We start from the raw sequence: 22,089 nt of genomic DNA, 5'->3' as shown, positions 1-22,089 counted from the left end.
GAACGAAGGACCTCTTGATGCCCCCCGAGCGCTGGCAGCAGCACAACATCACCTTCCCCGACCGGGACACCGCGCGTCGCGCCATCACCGAACGCCTCGCCCCAGCGCTGCTCGCTGCCGAGGCCGACGGGCAGCTCAGCGGCTGGTGGTTCATGAACAAGCAGCCCTGGCCCCTGCGGTACGTGGCCGACCGGCCGTCGCCGACCATGGTGGCCCTGCTGGACGAACTGGTGGCCGACGGCATCGCGCTGTCCTGCACGCTCGCGATCTACGAGGCGGAGACCGAGGCGTTCGGCGGCGCGAACGCCATGACGGCCGCGCACGCCCTCTTCCACGAGGACAGCCGTCATCTCCTCAACTACCCAGTTTGCGCCGGGCATCTGGGGCGCCGCGAGACCGCCGTCCTGCTGATGAGCAGCCTGATGCGCGCCGCGAACCTCGACTGGTTCGAGCAGGGCGACGTGTGGGCGAAGGTCGCCGCGCTGCGTCCCGGCACCGACGCCCCTGCACCCGAGCGCTCCGCCACGCTGATCTCGGCGATGCGGACCCTGATGACCACGGAGGCCCGCAGCCTGTGCCGCGAGGGCGGGCCGTTCGACGGCCACGCCGAGTGGATCGCCGCCTTCGAGCGCGCCGGAACCACGCTGGCCTACCTCGCCGCCCAGGGCGATCTGACCCGCGGGCTGCGGGCCGTCATCGCGCATCACGTGATCTTCCACGCCAACCGTGCCGGTCTGCCATCCGAAGACCAGCACGCCCTGTCCCACATCGCACGAGAGGCAGTCATGGGATCGAGTGAAAACACCGCGTCAGCACCAGCGCCAGGCTCCGCGGCCGATAGCGTCAGCGCGGTGAAAACCGACACACTCACCTCCGCCGAGGCCGACGCCGAACAGCTCCGCAACGCCCTGGTGGACCAGATCAAGGCCAACGGCCACGCCCGCACTCCCGCGGTCGAAGCCGCTCTGCGCGCCGTGCCCAGGCACCTGTTCGTCCCCGACGCCTCGCTGACCGATGCCTACGCCAACGCGCCGGTCAACATCAAGTACGACAGCGAGGGCACGTCCATCTCCTGCGCCTCCCAACCAGGCATCGTCGCCCTCATGCTGGACCAGCTCGACGCCCAGCCCGGCGAACGCATCCTCGAACTCGGCGCCGGCACTGGCTACAACGCCGCCCTGCTCGGCCACCTCGTCGGCCCCACCGGACACGTCACCACCATCGACGTCGATGACGACCTGGTCGAGGGCGCCCGCGCCCACCTCGCCGCCGCCGGCGTCACCAACGTCGAGGCCCTGACCCGCGACGGCGCCCTCGGCCACGCCGAAGGCGCCCCGTACGACCGGATCGTCGCCACCGTCGGCGCGCACGGCATCCCCCACGCCTGGCTCGACCAGCTCTCCCCCGGCGGGCGGCTCGTCACCCCGCAGCGGCTCAAGGGCAGCGTCTCGCGCTCCATCATCTACGAGAAGCACGACGGCCGGTGGCTGTCGCTCGGCTCGGAGATGAACACCTTCATGCCGCTGAGGCGGGGCATCGCCGACGATGACCGCCGCGTTGTCCCGCTCAGCGCGGACGGCACCGTGCGGCTCCAGGCCCCTTCCGGACAACTCATCGATGCAGACGCCCTCGCGGGTGTCCTCGACCAGCCGCGCGTCGAGCAGTGGACCGAGATGACGGTCCGCGCAGGAGAGTCGCCGGAGTGGATGGAGCTGTTCGTCTCCTGCGCGGTGCCCTCCGGCCTGGTCCGGATGCTCTTCCCCCAGTCCGCCAAGGGCACGGTGCTCACCGAGGACCCATACCCCTCGGCCACGGCCGCCGTCGAGGAGAGCACCGTCACCTACCTCGCCCGCCGGCCTTCCGAGCAGAAGACCCCCGAGGGCGGCAAGCTCTGGGAGTTCGGCGTCATCGGCCACGGCCCCGGTAGCGACCAGCTGGCCGCGAAGGTCGCCGACGCCATCCGCACCTGGGACCGCGAGTATCGCGGCCGGGAGGCCACCTTCGAGGCCCTGCCGCTCGACGGACCCGCGGTCGAGCAGCGGCCCGGCACTTTCGTCCTCGACACCCCGTTGAACCGCATCCTCGTCGCCTGGCAGTAGCCCGTCGACCGCGTGGTGTCCGCCGACCGACCGGCGGACACCACGGGCGGCCCAACCTACTTCTCGTCTTCATCCCAGGGGGACCCATGGACCCGAACGGACCCATAGCCCAGCGCTTCCCGCTGATCTCCCGATTCCGGCCTGCGTGCCTCCCCCTTCCCCGGCGCGTGCACGCCTTGGTCGAACTCGCCGACGCCGCAGCCGTCAAGGCGGACCAGGGCCTGGCCTCCGCGGTCTACAACCAGGCCGCCCTCCTCGCCTCCGATCTCGGCCTGCCCGACCTGGCTCGGAAGATGTGCCACCAGCACGCTGCCGCCTACCTGCACGCTGCTCCACTGCCCGGCATGACCGCGATCCGCGCCCTCGAACCCGTAGTGAATCTCGCCCGGCTCCAGATCCGCGCGGGCCATGCGGACGACGGCCGAGGCCGCCTGCTCAGCCTCTACGAGGCCGTCAACACCGGCACCACCGCTCAGTTCGAGGGCATCCACCTGCCAGCCGACCTCACCGCCGACGACACCGACCGCCACGAGGTGCGCGCTTGGCTGTGGCGCGTCATCCTGGCCGACGGCACCCGCACCCTCACCATGGCCGGCCGCTGGGCGGAAGCCCTGGCCCACATCCTCGAACATCGAGGCGTCGGGCAGCGGATGCTCGACGGCCGCCAGGTCGCCGTCCTCGCCACGCTCAGCCGCAACCCCGCCGACGCCGTCGCGCTCGTCGACGAGACAACACCCGGCGAACCCTGGGAGAACGCCGTCACTGGCTGCCTCAACGTGATGTGCAACCGGGCCCTCCTCCACCCGGTCGGCCACCTCCTTGATGCACTCGTGGACGGCTACGTCGAGCGCCAGCCCGAGCAGGGCACCACCGTCTTCGACATACGACTCGGTCTCACGATCTTGGATCTTCTCGACCAAGATCAGAATGACGCAGCGCACCACATGGCCGAAGAACTGCACCGCCGGACCATCACGGCGACCGACGGCTACGCTGCCCGCGAGTGCCTGGCTGACCCCCGGTTCACGGCCCTCGTCACCTCCCACCAAGTCCAAGCAACCCGCCAACTCGTCCGCGCGTGTGCGCTGCAAAGCGGCAGCTTTCCCGAAACCCGGGCCGCACGGCTGGCGAAGGCCCTGCGGATCAGCGACGAGGTGATCCGGAACAGCGTCGGACACCTCCACTCGCGGCCGGAAGGGACCGACGAGCAGATGGAGGTGTAACGCCCGGACTGGTCGCTCCGGCCGAACGGGCGGTGGGCACGGAGCGCGGCCACATATCGCCGTCCTGCGGGCTCGCCTGCTAGGTAAGAACCGGCAACGCCGCCAGGCCACGTACCAGGCGCGTCCTCCGCCAGGTGAGCTGTTCGGCCGGCACCGCGAGCTGCATGTCGGGGAACCGGGTGAGCAGCTTCCGGAGCGCGATGTCCGCCTCGGCCTTGGCAAGGGGCGCTCCGACACACCGGTGGATCCCGTGTCCGAAGCTCAGGTGACCGGCAGCGACGCGGTCGAGATCCAGCTCGTCCGGATTCGGCCAGCGCGCCGGATCGCGGTTGGCCGCACCGACAGCGACCAGCACCGGCTTGCCTGCGGGGATCTCGATGCCGCCGAGGGTGACGGCTTCGGTGGTGAACCGGAACGTCGCGGTGCTGATGGGCGAGTCGTACCGAAGCAACTCGTCGAGCGACGAAGTGATCTCGGCGGGGTACTGGCGGAGACGCTGAAGCTCCGAGGGGTGCTGGAGCAGGGCCAGGACGGCATTCCCGAGGAAGTTGGTCGTCGTCTCGTGGCCGGCGACCAGGAGCAGCACGCCCAGGGACACCAGCTCCTCCTCGGAGAGCCGGTCGTCCCCGTCGCGGGCCGCAATGAGGCTGTCGAGCAGCGCCTGCCCCGGCCGAGAGCGCTTGTTGGCGATCAACCCCGTCATGTAGTCCGCCAAGGAGTGGGAGGCAGCGTCGATGACGGCAGGTGCCCCGGAGGCAAACAGCTCGCCGGACCACCGTCGGACCTCCGCGCGGTCCGGCTCCGGGATACCGAGCAGCTCGCAGATCACGATGACGGGGAGCGGCACCGCCAACTCCGCGACGAGGTCGACCGAGCCTTCGGCCGGCCACTGGTCCAGCAGTGCATCGGTGGTCCTGGCGATGAACGGCCGAAGCTCTTCCACCGCGCGAGTGGTGAACGAGCCCGTCACCAACCTGCGCAGGCGGGTGTGCTCCGGCGGATCGGTGGCCAGCATGTTGTGCGCGACAGCCGGGTGGAGACGACGCCGCGACTCCTTGCCCGCGAAGAACGCTGCGGTATCTTTCGAGAGCCGCGGGTCTGCGAGAGCTTCCCGGGCCTCCTCGAATCCTGTGACCAGGTAACTGCTGTGCCCGCCCAAGCCGGACGGCACCTGCTGCACCGGGCACTTCGAGCGCAGGGCGGCGTAGGTCGGGTACGGATCCCGCAGGAAGGCCGGGTCTGTCGTCGGGTCGCTCATGCCATCAGGCTCCAATCGGCTCGGGCTGGTCGTCGTCGGTGACACGCCCAACACGGTTGGCATAGGCATCAGCCACCAGGAGAAGCCACTCCGTGTCCGCACGGAGGTCCTTGCGCGAGGCGGCCTCCGCCGACGGCAGAGCAACCTCGTCAGCGAATCGGCCTGCCTTCGAGGCGGCCAGCGCTGCTTTCACGACAGCCGCCTCGACCGCTGCAGCTCCTTCTTCCGTTCCAGTATCGAACGCTCCCTGGGCCAGTTCCTGCACTCGACGCGACCGGTACGGCCGAAGGGCAAGGATGGCGTCGCTGATCTCGATGACCCGCCGCTGGAGCAAGAAGTCCGAGTCGTTCGAAGCCTCCTCGGTGTAGTCCGCGGGCGACAGCACGATCTCCGGCATCGCGGCTGACAGGTCCTGCCAGAGAGGCCCGAGTGCCTCGAAGGACGCCACCTCCCAGCGTCGGCGGCGGCTCTGACTGATGGGGTAGACCACAGCCGGCAGTGTGAGGCCGAGACAGATCAGCAGGACGGCGAGGGCCGGAGAGGTGACGCTGAAGACGCATGGCGCGGCGACCAACGACGAGCACTCCGAGTGGTTAGGTTCGAGTTGAAAGCCCAGGCCCATGGAAACGAGTTCCGTCAGCTTGTACAGGGCATAGATCAGCCCGAAGGCACAGCCTGCTGCAGCCATCCGCAGACCGATGCGGACGCTGCTTCGACGAGTGGACTTCGACTGACGCAGGGCCTGGAGCAGGAAGTCGACGATGGCGAAGCCGAGGTAGGCGATGAACAGGAGTAGATAGAGCGCGTACACCTGTGGTGAGCGGTGTGTCATCTCCTCGACCGTGAACAGGACGGTCATGCCGAGGGCGGACGCGGCGAAGAGGGCGAGACGCAGGCGGATTCGCCGCTGTGCTTCCGCAGGTTTGAGGTTGAGCTGGAAGGAGACGGCCAGGACCGCAGTGGCGGCGGCTAGCGAAGCGCAGTTGCTCAGCAGCCGGGCGACGTGCGGCACGACTGCTTCGACGGCGTGCTCGAACAGTGGCGCGTAGGAGGCGAAGGCCACGGCGAACGAGCCGAGGAGTGCGCCCATGGCCCATGCGCCGGTGGGGCGGGGCGTCCCTCGACCGAGGACCCAGTAGCCGGCAGCCGCCGCGAGCAGGCAGGCCATGCCAAGGAAGACGGCATTCATCGTGAGCGGAACGGACCTTTCCTGATGGGCTGGGCGAAGAGTGCGTCCCAGCTATCCGACCCCTTTTCCGGCTGACGGGAAGGGGATTCGCGCTCGCGGTAGATGCGCTGGCGGATAACCGTCGCCATCATCTCCGCTTCGCGTTCATCGGCCGTCGAGTAGCTTGTTCGTCCCGACATGCGCATCACCAGCGTGGGATTCACCCCGAGGGCGCGGGCCGTTTCCGCGTCGACCTCCAGGCTTCCAGGGTGGTCGCAGTACACGTGGCACAGCTCGTGCGTGAGGATGTGCCGCTGGTGATGGACAGACGTGCCTTCCTCGTAAAAGAGGAGGTCGGCCATCGGAGTTTCGATTCTTACGCCGCAGGGAGCATCGATGGCGCCGATCGTGCTGAGCGGCTTCAGGATGATCGGCTTCCCGCGAAGGTCGGCTATCGCCTCACGCAATTCGCGCGTGCTAAAGCGATGAGGCAGGTGAAGGAGATCAACCTGCCTCTCACACGATTCACGCAGTCGCGTCTCGTCGACTTCTGGCATGGGCATGGAGATACCCCCTCAGCCTCGGCTGTGCACCAACTTGCTTTTGAGCGGCAGCCATGAGGATGCCAAGAGGAAGGGGGAACTCTCGCTTCCCGGAAGTGGGAGTTCCGATTACGGAAAGTGACTGGATCTGGGAGGTGGGGGGCGGGGGCGCGTCAGATAGAGCCATATTCGATCTTGTTCTATAGAGCGTATCGCTAAGGGCCCGGGGCGATATGACGCGCAGGATGGGTGGTTGAACGATCGACTATCCGTTATGGCCGACTACGCTGAATGACTGATTTCATGATCGATTGATGGTGATTCAGGGCGTGTTGTGGCGCATGTCACCTGATCAGGGGGATCTAATCTCAGGTCATGGAGTCTCGGGGCGGGCAGCACGGGGCCGATGAGCCGCAGGGTGAGTCCCTGCCTGAGCTGCTGCGATCGTGGCGGAGCCGCATGGATCCGCGGTCGATCCCGGGCTTGCCGGTCCGGAGACGCCGGAGTCCCGGCCTGACGCAGGGTGACGTTGCTCGCCTGACAGGAATGAGCGCGCGTTGGTACGGCGCGCTGGAGCGCGGCGAGGAAGCCGAGTATTCCGCCGACTTCCTCGATCGAATTTCGTTGGCGCTAAGACTGAGCCCTGCGGAGCGCCGCGCCTTGTACTTAAGGGCAGTTGGCCGCCCGCCGGCACTTGCTTCGGTTCCGGAAGCGGAAGCAGTGGCGGAGATCGACGAGGTACTGCTCCAGCAGTTCCTGGACAATCAGGCCCCCGCCCCCGCTTTCGCGACGGATCTCGCGTGGAACGTGATCGCCTACAACGGGCCGCTGTTGAACTGGTTCCCGTGGGCCGCCTACCAGGCCAACCAGATGAGGTGGGCTTTCCTGGAGTCGGAGGCCCGTGAGCAGCTGGTGAACTGGGAGCAGGACTGGGTCCGCCCCTTTCTGGGGCAGATTCGTTATGAGCGGGCCCACCACCCGAAAAACGAGGCCCTGCGCCAACTGGAGCGTGACGTCCTCGCCGGATGTCCGGTCGCGCGGGAAATGTGGGATCGAGGGGAGATGGTCGAACACTCCCATGGCGACCTGCGTCGACTCAGGCTCCCGTACCACCGTGGCCGGGAGGTCGCTGTCCGCATCGTTGCCTTACGGCCCATGCGCAGCGACCTCTTGCGGGTGGTCGTGCTGATGGAGCAACACCGAGAGGGGGACACCGCCTGATCGGGGCAGGGGGCGGCGCGCCGCGATTCGGGCGGGATCGAACCTATTCGTCGTCAAGCAGCGCGGACTCGTCAGGCTCCTCCGGCATTCCCTCCAGCCGGCGGGCCTGGTCGATCACAGTGTTCAGCATGTGCAGGCTCGACGTGCTGAGCCCGTTGGCGCGCAAGGCGACCCGGCGCACGTCCTGGTCCCGCATGGCGGCTACTAGCTGGATTTCCGCGCGCTGCCGCTCGGCCTCCGCCTCGTCGAAGAAGTAGCCCGGGTTCACTCCGAAGAACCCGGCTAGTGCCCGGATGGTCTGCATCTTCGGGTTCGTGTTGGTCCCGGTGCGGAGCTGCTGGATGGCGCTTGCGGAGATGGTCACGCCGGACGTGTCGCGGATGCCCTGTGACACCTCCGAGTACGTGTACGGGCCGCGCCCCTTCGGGTGCACTTCCCGGAACAGGTAGTCGAGCAGCTCCGCGAAGGTGCGCTCGTTCTTCTCGGTCATCCCCAACCCTTCGTCATCACCGCCATCCTATCCACTCCAGTGGCGATCATGCTCGCTACCGCCTCACGCATCTCCATTGCAGTTGACTCGGGGCCGCCATTGCGGTGTACGTTGATCCCCAAGTCTATCCAGTGCAGTGTTCCACCCCTGGTCGGAGCAGGTGCGAGGACGCTGGACTTGTGCCAGGGGTCGCCATATGGTTCTGGTCCCCGCGCAAACGGATCACCAGCCGGGGAGAGGCCAGGAGGGGAGGGGCGATGCACGCACACGCGCCATGACGCCCGCAGGGGCGAAGGAGACCGGCGCCCGGGAGCTACCAACTCCCAAGCGCCGGGCCGGCACCCCGAGGGGCGCCGATTCACATCTCGCGGGGCGACGGGGCTTTTTGCACGAGAACCGCCGCACCGCACTCCTACGAACAACGGAGTATCGCATGCTCGCCATGCCGAGCGGAACCCCGGCCTGCCCGGACACGGACCGCCACCACCGGCTCGCCGACCAGCTCGCCGACATGATCCCGGGCGCGGCCACTATCCGGGTCAGCCTCAACGACCCGAAGCAGTCGTGGCCCCACCCGCACGCCATCGTCAAGAACGAGGCCGGGGAGACCATGGAACTGGGCCGGACGACCTCCAGGATCGCAGCACGCTGGATCCTGCGGGTCTGGCCCGAGGCGGACTGGACACGGCCGCACACCTTCGACCTGACCGACGCGACGCTCACCCCCAGCGACCTGGTCGCCGCCGGTCGGGGCTGCTGACATGGCGCGGATACGAACCATCAAGCCGGAGGCATTCTTCTCCGAGTCGCTCGCCGAAGTGACCGTCGAGGCGGAGCGGACGTTCTTCGGGCTGCTCACCCAGTCCGACGACCATGGTCGCCACCGCGACAACGCCGCGATCATCGCCGGGCTGCTCTGGCCCCTGCGAGCCGAGCACACCTCGGTCCACGTCGAGGACGACCTCCAGCAGCTGGCGAACGCCGGGTTGATCTGCCGGTACAGCGGCTGCGACGGCCGCCGCTACCTCCACATCGTGACCTGGTCAGAGCACCAGAAGATCGACAAGGCGAGCCAGTCCCGCCTGCCCTCCTGCTCCCAGCACCACGGCGCAGACCGCTGCGGCCCCTGCAAGGGGGTCTGCACCAAGCGGGCCGAGGAGTCGCCGCCGACCCCTCCCCGAAGGCTCGCCGAGGCTTCGCCGAACGCTCCCCGAGCCCTCGACCTGCCCGCGCAGCCCGACGCGACGCTTCGCGGCCAGGCAGACCAGGCTCCCGCCGCCCAGCAGGAAGCCTTCGACGGCATGGCCGGCACCCCTTGCCACACAGACACGAAAAGCGCAGGTCAGAACGCATTCGCCGAAGACTCCCCGAACCTTCCCCGAAGCCTCGGAGAGGGCTCGGCGCCTGGATCTAGGATCTTGGATCCTGGATCTTCTTTCCCTACGGGGCGCACAGCGCCCGCAGCCACCGTCTCGGCCAACCAGCTCGTCGGCGAGTACATCGCTGCCTGCGACGAGCGTCCGCCCAGCGACGTGATCGGGCACCTCGGGCGGATCACCAAGAAGCTCCTGGGCGAGGGCATCGCCCCGGAGCACATCCGAGCCGGGCTGCAGAACTTCGCAGCCAACCCCAAGCACCCGAGCGTGCTGACCAGCATGGTCAACGAGGCCATGAACGCACGCCCCGGCGGTTTGGCGCGGCCGGGAATCCGGCCTAACGTGCCCGCTCACCAGGCGTGGACCAACCCGGCCAACGCTGCTGCCGCCTACGCCGAGGAGCTGTGATGCGTAACCGCGAACCGCAGACCCTCGGCGAAGGCACCCTGGACCGGATGGCCCGGATCCTGGCCGCTCGCAACATCGACCCGGCCGCCGTCAGTGAACTGGTCGACGAGCCCGAGCCCTTCTCGCCGCTGGACGCCCTGTCGGCCGGGATGCCCCCGCGCTACCAGGGCGCGGTGGCCGACCACCCGCAGGTCCTGGCCTGGGCCCGCGACGTCGCCGGGGCGGCCGTCGCCCCCAGCAAGGGAGCCCGGCGGCAGGTCACCACCGGACCCAGCCTGCTGATGGCCGGGGTCGTCGGCGCGGGCAAGACGCACCAGGCGTACGGCGCGATCCGGCTGCTCGTCCAGATGGGCCTCGGGGTCCGCTGGCGCGCGACCACCGCCGCCGACCTGTACGCCGACCTGCGGCCCCGGCCCGGGGTCGACAGCGAGCGCGAGCTGGCGGCCGTAAGCCGCTGCCCGCTGCTGATCATCGACGACCTCGGGGCGGCCAAGGCGTCCGAGTGGGTCGAGGAAGTGACGTACCGGCTGATCAACCGTCGGTACAACCACATGCTCCCGACCCTGGTCACCACGAACCTGGCGATCAAGGACCTCCGGGCCTACCTCGGCGACCGCGTCACCAGCAGGCTCGCGCAGATGACCACCCGGGTCGAGTTCGAGCCGGTCGACCGCAGACGCCACCGCGCCGCAGCCTGACCCTCCGCAGGCCGCCACGCCGGGCCGCGCCCTCAGCGCGCCGCCCCATGCACTTCCCGACCCAGCGCACCCCTCCGCCGACGCCCCTGCGCGCGGAGAGCGATCGGAGCAACCCGCATGACCACCACGACGATCAGCCCTGCCCGCCACCGTTCGCTTGGCGACCACTCCTGGCAGGACCAGGCCGTCTGCCAGAGCACCGAGTACAACCCGGTGGACCCCGAAATCTTCTTCCCGGAGCCCGACGAGACCGACAAGATCACCGCCGCGAAGTCGCTGTGCAGCCAGTGCCCGGTCCGCCGCACCTGCCTGGACGCCGCTCTGGAAGGCGGCGACACCGACGGCATCCGGGGCGGCATGACCGAGGAGGAGCGCGGACCGCTGCACGAGAAGCTCGCCCACCGCCTCGACTACAGCCGCGTCAACGCCACCATCGCCGGGCGCGACGTCCACCTCACCAAGGCCGAGCGCCGCGCGGTCGTCCTCGCCGCCTACCGCCACGGGGTGACCGAGCAGCGCCTGGCCTGGCTCCTGAAGATCACCGAGGAACACGCCCAGAAGCTGTACCGCGAGACCCGCCGCGCCCTGCGCAACCGAGACCTGGAGCAGAGCAAGCAGACCACTTCGTCGGTCGAGACCCACGGCGAGCGCCTGGGCCGTGACGACTTCGGGACGGCGGCATGAGTACCGCCAGCGCGCCGAAGACGGCACACATCACCGGCTGGGACCGCGCGGTCGTCATCGCCCTCGGCGGGGCGGGATGCGCGTTGTCGTACGACGCCCTCCAGCAGATGGCCGTCGCCATCCACGTCCGCGGTCTCCTGACCTACCTCTTCCCCCTGGTGATCGACGGGTTCATCGCCTACGGCATACGGGCGCTCCTGGTCCTGCGCGACGCACCCCTGCGCGCCCGGCTCTACGTCTGGGCGCTCTTCGGCACGGCCACCGCCGCCAGCATCTGGGCCAATGCCCTCCACGCGGTGCGGCTCAACGAGGAAGCGGCCTCGACCACCGGACTCCGGCTCGGGGACATGGTGGTCGCGGTGCTGTCCACCATCGCCCCGCTCGCTCTGGCCGGCGCGGTGCACCTCTACATCCTCATCGCCCGGGGCCCGGCCAAGGGCAGTGACCGCGAAGACCTCGGTCAGGTCGGTCACCCCGGCCAGGCTGACCGGCCCGAGGGCATCACGGTCACCCGGACTGACCGGGTCGGTCAGCAGCCGCAGGCGGGTCAAGTCGCCACCGGTCAGCCGGTCAGTGCCCTGACCGACCAGCCGCGATTGTCCCTGGACAAGCAGACCACGAGTCCTCGGTCACTGACCGGGGACAGTGCCCTGGCGGACAGCAGCACCCCGGTCACCGGTCACCACAAGCAGCCCCAGGAGGCCGCTGACCAGCCCGGACAGTCGGACACCGCGCCGCCGGCCACTGACCGCCCGGCCGGCACCGAGCCGGTCACCGGCCACCCGAACAGCCACGCGCCGGTCACCGACCGGCCGGTCACTCCGCCCCCGGTCACTGACCAGGACACCCGGACAACCAGTGACCGGCGGTCTGACCCGGACACCGAGGAACTCCTCAAGATCGCCCGGTCGGCGGTCAGGGCCGAGGACAAGCTGACCCGCAAGGTGGTCGCCCAGGCGATCCGGGGTCAGAAGATCCCGCTCTCCAGCGACACACTGACCGCCCTGATGGCCCAGCTCCGCGAACAGCACGGTCAGCCGGTCACCACCGCCCGGAACTGACCGGACAGCACGAAGCGGGTGACCGAGCCGGGCCCCCTGGCCGGTCACCCGCCCCCCGGACACGCACCCCCCTCCTTCCGAAGCGAAGCGGAGAGCACCTCATGCGCACCCGCCCGGCCACACCTGCCGAGGTCGATTCCTGGCTGACCGTCCTGCAGCAGCGCGGCCACCTCCACCACGCCCAATCCGGCCCCGACAACACCTGGACCGTGCAACGAGAACGGCACAGTCGCCCCTGGACCTTGCACCACCCGGTCCTGGCCATGGACTGGATCGAGGAACTCGTCCGCGAAATCCAGCAGGAAAATCCGGAGACGCGCAGGTGACCGCCAACGACCCGGCGATCAGTACGGCCGGACAGCAGCGTGACCCCACGACGGCTCCTGGCGGAGCAAGTTGTCGCGTACGACGGTCCTACGGCCCGTCATACGCACTTGCCCCCGCCCAGGAGGGCGGGGGAAGTCCGGCTGGTCCCCGAGCGAGGGCGAACGGGGACCAGCCGGACTCCCGGCACCAGGGGGCGCCGGTCGCAGGGGGAGAAGCAGACCGCAACGACCACCGCGAGCAGCCGAGCCCGAGCACGCCCGCCTTTCCCGACCGCAAACCGCGCCGCCGCAGCCGCAACCCGAGCGAGCGCACCCGCAAGACGACCACGCGCCTCTCCGACACCGAGAAAGCCGAGATCGTCGCCGCTGCTGCGCAGCGCGGCGTCACCGTCGCCCGCTTCCTCGCCGCCGCCGGCCTCGCCGCCGCTCGCGGTTCCACCGCCTTGCACACCAACGAACAGCTCGACACCGCCATCGACGAGCTGGCCGCCCTGCGCACTGCCCTGGCCCGGGTCGGCAACAACATCAATCAGATCGCCTACATCTACAACGCCGGAGGGCAGCCCCGCGCCGGTGAACTCGATCACGCACTCGCGATCCTGACCCGACTCCTCGCCCGTATCGATGACACGGCCGACGCCCTCGTGAAGAAGCGACTCTGATGGTGCCCAAGATCCGACGCGGTTCACGGACCCACGGCCTCCTCGTCTACCTGTACGGCCCCGGCAAACGCGACGAACACATCGACGCCCACCTCGTCGGGAGCTGGGACGGCTTCGCCCCCGACCCCGGACGCGACACCAGCCCCGACCCCGACCCCAAGGCCACCCTCGCCCGCCTCGCCGCCGCTTTGGACCTGCGGGTCAAGCAGGCCGGCGCCAAGGCACCGGCCGAGCACGTCTGGCACTGTTCGGTCCGCACCGACCCCGGTGACCGGATTCTGACCGACGCCGAGTGGAACACTGTTGCCCGCCGCCTGGTCCACGCCGTCAACCTCGCCCCCGAAGGCGACCCGGACGGCTGCCGCTGGGTCGCCGTCCGACACGCCGACGACCACATCCACATCGTGGCCACCATGGTCCGCGGTGACCTTCGCCGCCCCCGGATGAACTACGACTTCAAGAAGGCCCAGGCCGAGTGCCGGCGGATCGAGCCGGAGATGGGGCTCCGCAGGCTCAAGCCCGGCGACGGTACAGGGGCGAAGACACCCACCAGCGCCGAGCGATTCAAGGCCGAGCGCACCGGCCGCCCAGAGCCCTCCCGGGAAACCCTCCGCGACGCGGTCCGCCAGGCCGTTGCCGGGGCCGCCGACGAGAACGAGTTCTTCGCGCGCCTGCGCGAGGCGGGGCTGCGCGTCCAGACCGTAGCCCTGCCCTCCGGGGACCTGCGAGGCTACAAGGTCGCTCTGCCCGGAGACCGCAACGCCGCAGGCGAACCCATCTGGTTCTCGGGCTCGACCCTCGCTCCAGACCTCTCCCTCCCGAAGATCCGTCGCCGACTGGCCGACGGAAAGAGCGACGAAGAACCGCTGACTGCCGACGGCGGCAGCCGAACCGACTGGTCACGGCCCGCCCGAGCACGGCGCACCGCCACCGGCGTGGCCGAGCGCGCCGCTGCCGCGCTGGACGGGGACGGTGACGAGGCCGTCGCCCAGCTCCCGGCGGTCGGCGAACTCCTGGACGCGATCGCCCAGACCTCCCCGGCTGCGACTCGCGCCGAGCTGGGCGCCGCCGCCCGTGCCTTCGAGCGAGCCACCCGCAGCCACGTCCGGGCAGAACGCGCCGATACCCGCGCGGTGCGCGCGGCGGCCCGGGGCATCGTCCAGGCCGGCAGCGCTCTCGGCCGGGGGGAAGACGGCGGCACCACCGCCATGCTCGTCTCCACCCTGGTCCTGGTCGCCCTGGCCGCCGCCCGCTGGCACTCCGCCCGCGGCCATGCCCAGCAGGCCCATGCCTCCCGACAGGCCGCCGAGCATCTTCGAGCCGCCTACCGTCAGGCCGCCGCCACACCGATGCAGGCACTGCGCGACCAAGGCCGTGCCCTGCCCGAAGCCGAACGCCGAACTCACGAGGCCACCATCCGTGACGCCCTGCCCGAAGCTGGCCTACGAGCAGACAACGCGTCAATGAAGACCGATGCCCTCACCGCCACCCTCGCCCAGGCCGAGAAAGCAGGCCACGACCCCAAGTCCCTCCTGCAGCAAGCCATCGACTTGCGCGAACTCGACACCGCCGAGGACGTGAACGACGTCCTGGTCTGGCGGCTACGCCGTCTCGCCCAGCTCCCCGCTCACCCCGGCGAAGCACCCCGCCGCCCGCAGGCCGGCACCAGCCAGCCCAAGACCTCGACCAACCGCAGCAGCAACCGGACGGCACCCACGGCCGCAGCCCCGCCCACCGCCACCAACCCGCGCAACCGCACACCACGCCGCTGACCAGCGTCCGGCAGGCCGGCCAACCGGCCTGCCGGACTCGGTAAACCCCTGGACAACCGGTTCTACCGGCTGTTACGGATGCAAACAGAACGACCCGACCGGGAGATGACGCTCATGCTCAGAACCACCGACCGACCCGCAGAGCCGACACCCGTCGTGCCCGTCATCCCCGCCGACACCGATCCCCTGCTGCAACTCGCGTACGAGACGCAGCCGCCCAGCGGCCCCGGCGCGACACGCTGCCTCAGCCACCCGCGCGAGCTGGCCCTCCGCGGAATCCCGGTCATGTGCACGGCCTGCCGCGCCCGGCGCGACTGGCTGCTCATCAACCACAGCCGCAACGTCTGGATCGTGTGCCGGTGCAGCAACCAGTGGCTCGAACCCGAGATCAGCCGGGCCGACTTCGACGCCCTGATCGCCACCCCGGACGGGACGACGTACCCCAGCGTCGAGCAGGGCCTCGCCGCGCTCGGCTTCGATGGGGCCTTCGCCGGCACCTACCTGGACTAGACGAGCGAAGTACCAAACGCCGAGGAGCGCCACCGACATGTCGGTGGCGCTCCTCGGCGTGCAGGACGGTCAGCCGCGGTTGCTGTTCTTGGGCAGCCCACCCCGGAAGTCGCAGCCGGGGCACTCATCCTCGCCCTGGATATGACCCTCGTACCAGCCGTGGACGGCGGCGTGGAGGATCGCCTCCTCCACCGAGGCTTCACCGTTGCGGACTGATGCGATGGCGTTGCCGACGACTACCCGGAGCGCAGCGTTGTCGGGCGAAGGGAACGGCGGGGACGGCATCGGCGAATCGGACGTCATGGCCGCAGCCTACGGGCGGGCACGAGCACCGGTCAGCTGGACGGCTTGATCCCGTGCGCGGGGATGCTGTGCAAGTCGCTGCGGAATCCTCGGCCGACCGGTTTCCAACTCTGGAACGTGGCTGGCCTCCAACGGGGCCGGTCCGGCACGGTGGTGTCGTCGGGCGCGGGCAGGCTGCCCCGGCTCCTTCGGCTGCGGGCGGCGGGGACGCTGATGCCCAGGTGGGCGGCAACCTCCTGATACCCCCAGAGCTGCTGGTCGTCGGCCATCGTGTCCTCCTCCTTCGTCGGGGATGAGCGTACGCAACGCGCGGCTGGACGTACGGCAAGGCCGCCCGTTGCCTGATGGGCGCGGGGCGGCCTTCTGCGGTTTCGCTCAGACCTGGGCGAGGCGATTCGAGAGGTCGAGGGCGGCGGTCGCGACCGCCAGGGCGGCGCACAGGCCGAGCACCTCGTGGATGGTCGGACGGACCAGGCGCGGCCAGTCATCCGGGGCGGCAGGCCAGGAGGCGAGATGCACCTCGGTGGTGGCCAGGCCCAGGTGGGCGGTGACGTCCCAGCCTGCGAGGGAGGCTTGCTCCCAGGAAAGGCGAATGCGACCAAGGGGGAGTCTCGGGGTTCCAGCGGCAAGCCAGGTGACGTCGAGCGGTCCGTCGGGCAGGGCGGAGACGCGCTCGACCACCGCGCCGCGAACGTCGCTCGGCATGGGGCGTACGGCGAGGCCGTGTAGTGGAAGGAGGTGTGATCGTGACGAGATGGGGTCCTCCGGGGCGTGTTCGTGGGACGGGTCAGGCCCAGGCGAGGGCGTCGCTGACCGCTGGCGGGAGGTAGCCCTCCTGGCCGTCGTCGGCGATGAACGCCTTGCCATCCCGGACGATGACCTCTGCCCCCAGGTAGTGGGTGAAGGGGAAGTCGGGGTTGATGGCGAGGCGGATCGGCAGGTTGGGGTCAAGAGCCTGGAGCTGGCGGAGCAGGTGGCCGACGGTCAGGTAGTGGGGCACGGGAACCTCCGGGGAGCAGGACGGTGCGGGGAAGGGGCGGTGGAACGTCAGCGCATGTTGAAGGGGAGTACGTCGCGCAGTACGGGCGACGCGGCGGGGCTGACGTGCCTGTGTTGGGCGAGGTGCCGCTTGCGGCTCTCGTTGACGTAGCCCTTGCCGGACTGCTTCATCTCCCAGCCGCCGCACGAGCAGATGGCCTGCGTGTATGCGCGACCGGGGCAGTCGGGATGGAGCGGCTTACCGGAGCTGGTGTGCTTGTGGTCCGCCGGGCAGTCGGTGCCGTCGGCGTGATGGTTGGTGAGCGGAGCGCGAAACGACATGGTGGGTTCCTCGGTTACGGGCGGCAAGCGGTTTGTGCGGTTAGCGGTGGGCGACGAGGGCGGCGATGAATCCGGCAACGGCCTCGGAAGGAGTGAGGAGGCCGAACTCCTGAACCCACGGGTCGCCTTCGGTGGGCTGGACCCGGACCTGCCAGACGACGCCGCGCTTCCAGGCGGCGGTGTCCTCGGGGAGCCAGCCGACGTAGACGCGACCGTCCGGGCTCGTAGCGTGGACGTTGGCCTCCGGGGTGTCGACGATCGCCCAACCGAGGGCGTCGAGGAGGTCGAGCACCGGGCCCGCGCTGTGGTCGGCGGAGAGCCAGTGACGGTCTTCCACGGCCGGGTGGACGACGACGGGCAAGAGGGTGGCGGAGGCGTTCACGGTTGGACGATCCCTTCGTTGACCTGCGGTTTTCCCAACACCCGTACGTTGGCATGCGGTGTGCCGAAGTGCGTAGTCGTTTCCCGGGGAGAGACGTCTGCCGTGGTGTGACTCCGATCGATAGATTGCGAATCCGAGCTGTAGTTTGCGAGCGCCGGTCGGGGGCCCGGTCGGGTCACGTTGCGTAGTGGTCATGTGCGGTCTCTGGCAGCGCTGAAGTGTGTGGCCGTGGTGCTGTGTACGGGTGGGTTCTTCGGCTGGGACCTTGATCGGGTCCGATGTGTGCGGCGTGGACGATCTGCTGGTGGCGTACGCAGGTGATGCCGCCGAGCGGGATCGTCTTCGGCTGGCCGATGGCTGGCTGCGTCGCTGGGTCGGTACGTGGCTGGTCGGCGGGACGGAGATCTCGTGGCCGTTGGGGAACATGGCCTCGGCTCCGGTGTCGGCGTCGCGGCCGGTGCGGAAGTTCACGTGGCGCTCTCGCCAGGGACACCGGCCGGGCCTGCAGTTCATGGTCTCCACGGGGCGACACCACGGCTTCGAGTCGCTGGAGGAACAGCGCCTGCTGCTCGCGCTGGACTTCGTCGGCGTCCTGGAGGTCCTGCCCCAGCCGTTCGAGCTGGACTTCGAACACCAGGGAGGACGGTCGCGCCATGTTCCGGACTTCCTGGCGGTGATGCCGGACGGGAGGATCTGGCTCTTCGACGTCCGCCCGGAGCGGCTGATCAAGCCGGAGGACCGGCTGAAGTTCGCCGCGGCCCGGGAGGCAGCGGCGGCCTGCGGCTGGGGCTATTCGGTGGTGGCCGGCTGGCGGGAGCACGTGCTGACCGGCCTGGACCATCTGTCGTCGCAGCGTCGTCCGTTGCCGGACCGGCTCGGTCTGGAGGGAGAGTTGCTGGCATCGGCGCCGATGCGGTTCGGTGAGCTGGTGGCGGCGACCAGGCTGCCGGTTGTCGCCCGCGCGCACGCGACGCATCTGCTCTGGCACCGGCGCCTGGGTGTCGATCTGGGCCGGCCGCTCGGCGACACTTCGCTGGTCTGGCCCACTCGCGTCGGCGGCCTGTGATGCGGTCGTTCGACCTGGCGGCGGGCGCGCGGGTGGTGCTGAACGGCGTCGAGTGGACGGTCACCGGGATCGAGCCGCAGTTCGGGCGGCTGACGCTGGCCTGCGAGGAGGGCCGGACGGAGGTCCGCTCGTTCGCCTGGCTGGTCAACCATCGCGATGCCCGGCCGGGACGGCCCGCGCCCGCACCGGCCGCGGGCGTCCAGCCCGCGGGCCCGGCGGATCTGACGGAGGACCAGCTGCGGCGGGCCCGGCTGCGGGCCGAGCACGTCCGGGAGGCGGTGACCGGGTTCCGAGAGGGGACCGCGGCCTTGGCCCGGCCCGGCGAGCCGCGGCCCGCCTACGATCCCGCAACGACGACGCTGACCGAGCGACGGCGGGCGAAGGTCGCCGAGTTGAAGGCCCTGCCCGCCGGCGAGGCGGCGATGCTGGGACTTGCCGGGCTGGGACTACGCACGCTCCAGGGACTGTCCACGGTCGCGCCGCAGGACCTGCTGGCGGCCTGCGCGGACGGCCGGTGGACCCGGCGGCGCGGTCCGCGCCGCAGCATCACCCCGGAGATCCGCGAGGCGGTCTTCGCAGTCCACAAGGAGTGCCAGGGCCGTTCGCGGATCAGCATGAGCGCGAAGCACCGTCTGCTGCACCAGTACGTCGCGGAGCGGTTTCCCGACTTCCCGATCGAAAAGGTCCCCGGCTGGGACACGCTGGCCGCGGTCTGGCGGGAGTGGTTCGGGCCGCAGGGCGGCCGGCAGCGTTACCTGCGGTCGGCCGCGGCGGCCGAGGAGGCGGGCGTCCGGGGCAGGGTGGTGGTCCACCGGCCGGGTCAGGTTCTGGCGCTGGACTCCACTCCGCTGCCGGTCAAGCTGCGCGAGTCGGTGTTCGGGGAGCCGGTGAGCGCGACGCTGACGCTCGGCCTGGACCTGTTCACACACTCGGCCCCCGCGTTCCGGCTCACCCCGCAGGCGGATCAGTCGGTCGACGTCGCCATGCTCCTGCGGGACGTGATGCTGCCGCTGCCGATGCGCCTGGGCTGGGGCGAGGAGATGGCCTGGCCCTATCCCGGCGTCCCCGCCGAGATCGTGGCCGAGTTCGCCGGTCACGAGGTCGCCGCCCTGCCGTTCTTCACCCCCGAGACGGTCACCACCGACCACGGAGGCCCCTACAAGAGCCACGAACTGGTGGCATCTGAGCGCGAGTTGGGCTGCAACGTTCTGCCCGCCCGGGCTCTGCGTCCGACCGACAAGTTCGCCGTCGAGCGCGCGTTCTCCGCATTCAAGACGCTGCTGTTCGAGCACCTTCTCGGGTTCACCGGAACGGACGTCGCGGACCGCGGAAACGACCCGGAGGCGGACGCGGTGCTGACGTTCTCCCAGATGGAACACCTGATCGCCACCTGGATCGTCCAGGTCTGGCAGGTCAGGGAGTTGGGCGAGTACTCCCCGGCCTGGGGGCCGGGCGAGCGGCACAGCCCGAACTCGCTGTTCGCCGCGGCGATGCAGCAGGGTGGTTTCTCGTTGCGGATCCCCGAGCCGGAGCTCTACTACCGGCTGCTTCGCCGGCACCACGTCAAGATCCACCCGCGTCGCGGGGTGAAGATCCTTGGCCTTTGGTATCACGCTCCGGTTCTCGACGAGCCGCGCTATCTGCTGCCGTCGCAGCGCGGCGGCCGGCACGCGGGCAAGTGGGCCGTCTCCAGCGACCGGCGCGACCGACGCACCGTGTTCTTCCAGGACCCCGACGATCACCAGGTCTGGCACACGCTGCGGTGGAATGGGCTGCCGCCCGAGGGCGAGGTCCCGGCGTTCTCGGACAAGACTGCGGCTGACCTGCTCGCGGAGGTCCGGCGGGCCGGGCTGGCCCCGCGCTCGGACGCCGAGCTGCTGCCGGTCCTGCTGAAGCTGCTGGGCTCGGTCACCCCGGTCGCGGCCTGGCCGAGCCAGGCCGGGAAGAAGGACCGGGCCGCCCGCTCGCGCGAGCATGCGCGGGCCCAGGCGGCGGCCGCAGACCGGCCGCAGCCTGATGCCGTCCCGGCGCCTGCGGCGATGCCGCAGCCGTGGGAGCGGCACGCTCACACCGTCCGTGCGGCGGTCGACGCCGACCGCCGCCGGCGGCGAGAGAGCGCGGAGCCTGCCGCGCTGACGGCTCCGCCGCTGCTGGAGGAGTCCTTGCGCGGCAACCTATTCCTCCTTCCCGCCCATGCCCCGGTCGGCCAGGCCGACGACGAACCCCTGGAGAACACGTGACGGCATCCGGATCAGGCGATCCGAAGGACCAGTGGCCGTCGCGGGAACGGCTCGCCGAACTCGTGCTGCGGCCCACGCTGCACCGCGACACCTTCGAGGGCTGGCAGCACTACCGGCTCACCCGCGGCCAGTTGCTGCCCCCGCCGCACCTGACCCCGAAGCAGTGGGCGGTCCTGCCCGTCGACCGCCGCTTCGACTACGACATGTTCCGCCGGCTGACGAACGTGAACCTACCGCTCCAGCAGACCCCGATGGCAGCGAAGGTGACCCGGCTGATCAAGCGCCGACTGCACGGCAACGCGCTCAAGATGGACGACCCGACACTGGCCGGGGTGATGGTCAGCGGCTTCGGCCACTACGGCAAGACCGCCACGGTCAGCGCGGTCTGCGCGGCATTCGAGGACTCCTGGCTGCAGCTGCACGACTTCCTCAACCCCGCCGCCGTCCCCGGCACCGCCGACCTGCACGCGCCGGTCGTCTATGTCTCAACCCCCGTCACCGCCACCCCGAAAAGCACCTGCCAGGCCATCCTGCGGTTCTTCCGCGCCGACACGCGCGCCTCGGCGACACTGCCCCGCCTGGTCCAGCTGGTCGCCGACACGTTGCGGGACCACGGGGTCCGCGCGCTGGTGCTGGACGACATCAGCCGGCTGCGAATGCACCGCGCTGACGACCAGGACGTCCTCGACCTGATCCGCGCGCTCATGAGCCTGGGCGTCACCTTGATCCTCACCGGGGTGAACATCCCCGGCACCGGGCTGCTGCGCGAGGCGAAGTGGAACGCGCGTCAGCAGCAGTGGGTGCTGCCCCCGCTGGAGTCCACCCGCGTCAACGGCCTGGAGCCCACCCAGACCGAGCACCGCTTCGAGCTGGTCGAAATGGACCGCTTCCGCTACACCACCAGCGAACAGATCAACACGTTCCTGCAGCACCTGCACGGCATCGAGGCCCACCTGCGGCTGCTGAACGCCAAGCCGGGCATGCTGACCACGGGCACGATGCCGGAGTATCTGATGCGCCGCACGAACGGCATCGTCGGACTCCTGAGCCGTCTCATCGAGGACGGCTGCCAGGAAGCCATGGACAGCGGCCACGAGATGCTGGACGAAGGCACGCTGGACGAGATCGTGATCCGCCGCGACGACCCGCAGCTGGCCCCCGAAGAGGTCGACCCCACACCGCCGGCCACCGCTGGGCGGACACCCGCCCGCCGGCGCCGCGGCCGCAACACCGTCTTCGACGACCACGGCCCCGCCTCGGCGGCCGGCTCGGCCGGCTGA

Annotated in this window: 25 protein-coding genes; 15 read left to right on the top strand and 10 right to left on the bottom strand. The window is 69.9% G+C overall.

The features are described 5' to 3' along the window. Positions 1–17: 17 nt before the first annotated feature. Positions 18–2,099: a methyltransferase, FxLD system gene (gene fxlM / locus SCATT_RS13170; protein ID WP_014143556.1), complete on the top strand. Its 2,082-nt coding sequence runs from the start codon at positions 18–20 to the stop codon at positions 2,097–2,099. An 86-nt stretch (positions 2,100–2,185) separates the two neighbouring features. After that, positions 2,186–3,322 (top strand): hypothetical protein, encoded by a 1,137-nt coding sequence (locus SCATT_RS13165; RefSeq protein ID WP_078590721.1) that lies wholly within the window; start codon positions 2,186–2,188, stop codon positions 3,320–3,322. Between the two features lie 79 nt (positions 3,323–3,401). Here the strand turns inward: SCATT_RS13165 and SCATT_RS13160 are convergent, their stop codons facing one another. The 3 genes from SCATT_RS13160 to SCATT_RS36395 are packed head-to-tail and all read right to left on the bottom strand — an operon-like array spanning position 3,402 to position 6,305. After that, the gene (locus tag SCATT_RS13160) at positions 3,402–4,580 is read right to left on the bottom strand and encodes a cytochrome P450 family protein (protein ID WP_014628006.1); all 1,179 of its coding nucleotides are present in this window, start codon (positions 4,578–4,580) and stop codon (positions 3,402–3,404) included. A 4-nt stretch (positions 4,581–4,584) separates the two neighbouring features. After that, positions 4,585–5,769 carry an MAB_1171c family putative transporter gene (locus SCATT_RS13155; protein ID WP_014628005.1) on the bottom strand — a complete coding sequence of 395 codons (1,185 nt, stop codon included), beginning with the start codon at positions 5,767–5,769 and terminating at the stop codon, positions 4,585–4,587. Beyond that, positions 5,766–6,305 carry a regulator component gene (locus SCATT_RS36395; RefSeq protein WP_106433176.1) on the bottom strand — a complete coding sequence of 180 codons (540 nt, stop codon included), beginning with the start codon at positions 6,303–6,305 and terminating at the stop codon, positions 5,766–5,768. The genes SCATT_RS13155 and SCATT_RS36395 overlap by 4 nt, the downstream gene beginning before the upstream one ends. A 360-nt stretch (positions 6,306–6,665) precedes the next feature. Here SCATT_RS36395 and SCATT_RS36390 point away from each other — a divergent pair, with 360 nt between their 5' ends. Then, a complete protein-coding gene (locus tag SCATT_RS36390; protein WP_078590719.1) occupies positions 6,666–7,511 on the top strand; it encodes a helix-turn-helix domain-containing protein in 846 nt (281 codons plus the stop codon). Positions 7,512–7,554: 43 nt separating this feature from the next. Here the strand turns inward: SCATT_RS36390 and SCATT_RS13140 are convergent, their stop codons facing one another. Then, complete coding sequence (locus tag SCATT_RS13140) at positions 7,555–8,001, bottom strand: hypothetical protein (RefSeq protein ID WP_014143550.1); 447 nt, start codon at positions 7,999–8,001, stop codon at positions 7,555–7,557. 433 nt (positions 8,002–8,434) lie between these two features. On the opposite strand from SCATT_RS13140, the gene SCATT_RS13135 reads away from it, so the two are divergent. The 9 genes from SCATT_RS13135 (at position 8,435) to SCATT_RS13095 (ending at position 15,498) form a co-directional block, all read left to right on the top strand. Then, on the top strand, positions 8,435–8,761 hold the full coding sequence (locus tag SCATT_RS13135) for a hypothetical protein (RefSeq protein ID WP_014143549.1): 327 nt from the start codon (positions 8,435–8,437) through the stop codon (positions 8,759–8,761). A gap of 1 nt (position 8,762) precedes the next feature. Then, positions 8,763–9,785: a hypothetical protein gene (locus tag SCATT_RS13130; RefSeq protein WP_014143548.1), complete on the top strand. Its 1,023-nt coding sequence runs from the start codon at positions 8,763–8,765 to the stop codon at positions 9,783–9,785. Continuing rightward, positions 9,785–10,483, top strand: a complete 699-nt coding sequence (locus SCATT_RS13125; protein WP_014143547.1) for an ATP-binding protein — start codon at positions 9,785–9,787, stop codon at positions 10,481–10,483. The genes SCATT_RS13130 and SCATT_RS13125 overlap by 1 nt, the downstream gene beginning before the upstream one ends. A gap of 117 nt (positions 10,484–10,600) precedes the next feature. Further along, positions 10,601–11,167: a WhiB family transcriptional regulator gene (locus tag SCATT_RS13120; RefSeq protein WP_014143546.1), complete on the top strand. Its 567-nt coding sequence runs from the start codon at positions 10,601–10,603 to the stop codon at positions 11,165–11,167. After that, the gene (locus SCATT_RS13115) at positions 11,164–12,228 is read left to right on the top strand and encodes a DUF2637 domain-containing protein (RefSeq protein WP_014143545.1); all 1,065 of its coding nucleotides are present in this window, start codon (positions 11,164–11,166) and stop codon (positions 12,226–12,228) included. Before SCATT_RS13120 ends, SCATT_RS13115 begins: the two co-directional genes overlap by 4 nt. A 101-nt stretch (positions 12,229–12,329) precedes the next feature. Then, a complete protein-coding gene (locus SCATT_RS13110; RefSeq protein ID WP_014143544.1) occupies positions 12,330–12,554 on the top strand; it encodes a hypothetical protein in 225 nt (74 codons plus the stop codon). Continuing rightward, positions 12,551–13,216 (top strand): plasmid mobilization protein, encoded by a 666-nt coding sequence (locus tag SCATT_RS13105; RefSeq protein ID WP_014628002.1) that lies wholly within the window; start codon positions 12,551–12,553, stop codon positions 13,214–13,216. The genes SCATT_RS13110 and SCATT_RS13105 overlap by 4 nt, the downstream gene beginning before the upstream one ends. Continuing rightward, positions 13,216–14,988, top strand: coding sequence for a relaxase/mobilization nuclease domain-containing protein (locus SCATT_RS13100; RefSeq protein ID WP_014143542.1), 1,773 nt, complete (start codon positions 13,216–13,218; stop codon positions 14,986–14,988). The genes SCATT_RS13105 and SCATT_RS13100 overlap by 1 nt, the downstream gene beginning before the upstream one ends. Before the next feature lie 114 nt (positions 14,989–15,102). Then, the gene (locus SCATT_RS13095; protein ID WP_231905078.1) at positions 15,103–15,498 is read left to right on the top strand and encodes a hypothetical protein; all 396 of its coding nucleotides are present in this window, start codon (positions 15,103–15,105) and stop codon (positions 15,496–15,498) included. A 69-nt stretch (positions 15,499–15,567) separates the two neighbouring features. On the opposite strand, the gene SCATT_RS13090 is transcribed toward SCATT_RS13095, so the two are convergent. From SCATT_RS13090 to SCATT_RS13065, 6 genes are all read right to left on the bottom strand, one after another. Then, the gene (locus SCATT_RS13090; protein ID WP_014143540.1) at positions 15,568–15,801 is read right to left on the bottom strand and encodes a hypothetical protein; all 234 of its coding nucleotides are present in this window, start codon (positions 15,799–15,801) and stop codon (positions 15,568–15,570) included. A 32-nt stretch (positions 15,802–15,833) separates the two neighbouring features. After that, a complete protein-coding gene (locus SCATT_RS13085; protein WP_014143539.1) occupies positions 15,834–16,070 on the bottom strand; it encodes a MarR family transcriptional regulator in 237 nt (78 codons plus the stop codon). Positions 16,071–16,176: 106 nt separating this feature from the next. Beyond that, the gene (locus SCATT_RS13080; protein WP_014143538.1) at positions 16,177–16,506 is read right to left on the bottom strand and encodes a hypothetical protein; all 330 of its coding nucleotides are present in this window, start codon (positions 16,504–16,506) and stop codon (positions 16,177–16,179) included. Positions 16,507–16,588: 82 nt separating this feature from the next. Further along, entirely contained in the window at positions 16,589–16,801 is a 213-nt protein-coding gene (locus SCATT_RS13075; protein WP_014143537.1) for a hypothetical protein, read from the bottom strand. Between the two features lie 47 nt (positions 16,802–16,848). Next, positions 16,849–17,121 (bottom strand): hypothetical protein, encoded by a 273-nt coding sequence (locus SCATT_RS13070; protein ID WP_014143536.1) that lies wholly within the window; start codon positions 17,119–17,121, stop codon positions 16,849–16,851. Between the two features lie 40 nt (positions 17,122–17,161). After that, positions 17,162–17,503: an SPDY domain-containing protein gene (locus SCATT_RS13065; RefSeq protein WP_014143535.1), complete on the bottom strand. Its 342-nt coding sequence runs from the start codon at positions 17,501–17,503 to the stop codon at positions 17,162–17,164. Positions 17,504–17,792: 289 nt separating this feature from the next. Here SCATT_RS13065 and SCATT_RS13060 point away from each other — a divergent pair, with 289 nt between their 5' ends. The 3 genes from SCATT_RS13060 to SCATT_RS13050 are packed head-to-tail and all read left to right on the top strand — an operon-like array spanning position 17,793 to position 22,089. After that, positions 17,793–18,569: a TnsA-like heteromeric transposase endonuclease subunit gene (locus tag SCATT_RS13060; protein WP_014143534.1), complete on the top strand. Its 777-nt coding sequence runs from the start codon at positions 17,793–17,795 to the stop codon at positions 18,567–18,569. Beyond that, the gene (locus SCATT_RS13055; RefSeq protein ID WP_014143533.1) at positions 18,569–20,809 is read left to right on the top strand and encodes a transposase; all 2,241 of its coding nucleotides are present in this window, start codon (positions 18,569–18,571) and stop codon (positions 20,807–20,809) included. The genes SCATT_RS13060 and SCATT_RS13055 overlap by 1 nt, the downstream gene beginning before the upstream one ends. After that, entirely contained in the window at positions 20,806–22,089 is a 1,284-nt protein-coding gene (locus SCATT_RS13050) for a TniB family NTP-binding protein (protein WP_014143532.1), read from the top strand. Before SCATT_RS13055 ends, SCATT_RS13050 begins: the two co-directional genes overlap by 4 nt.

Origin of the sequence: Streptantibioticus cattleyicolor NRRL 8057 = DSM 46488, from assembly GCF_000240165.1 — a bacterium.
GTDB lineage: Bacteria > Actinomycetota > Actinomycetes > Streptomycetales > Streptomycetaceae > Streptantibioticus > Streptantibioticus cattleyicolor.
The sequence above is the reverse complement of the archived record's forward strand: the minus strand, read 5'-3'. Positions and strand labels throughout refer to the sequence as shown.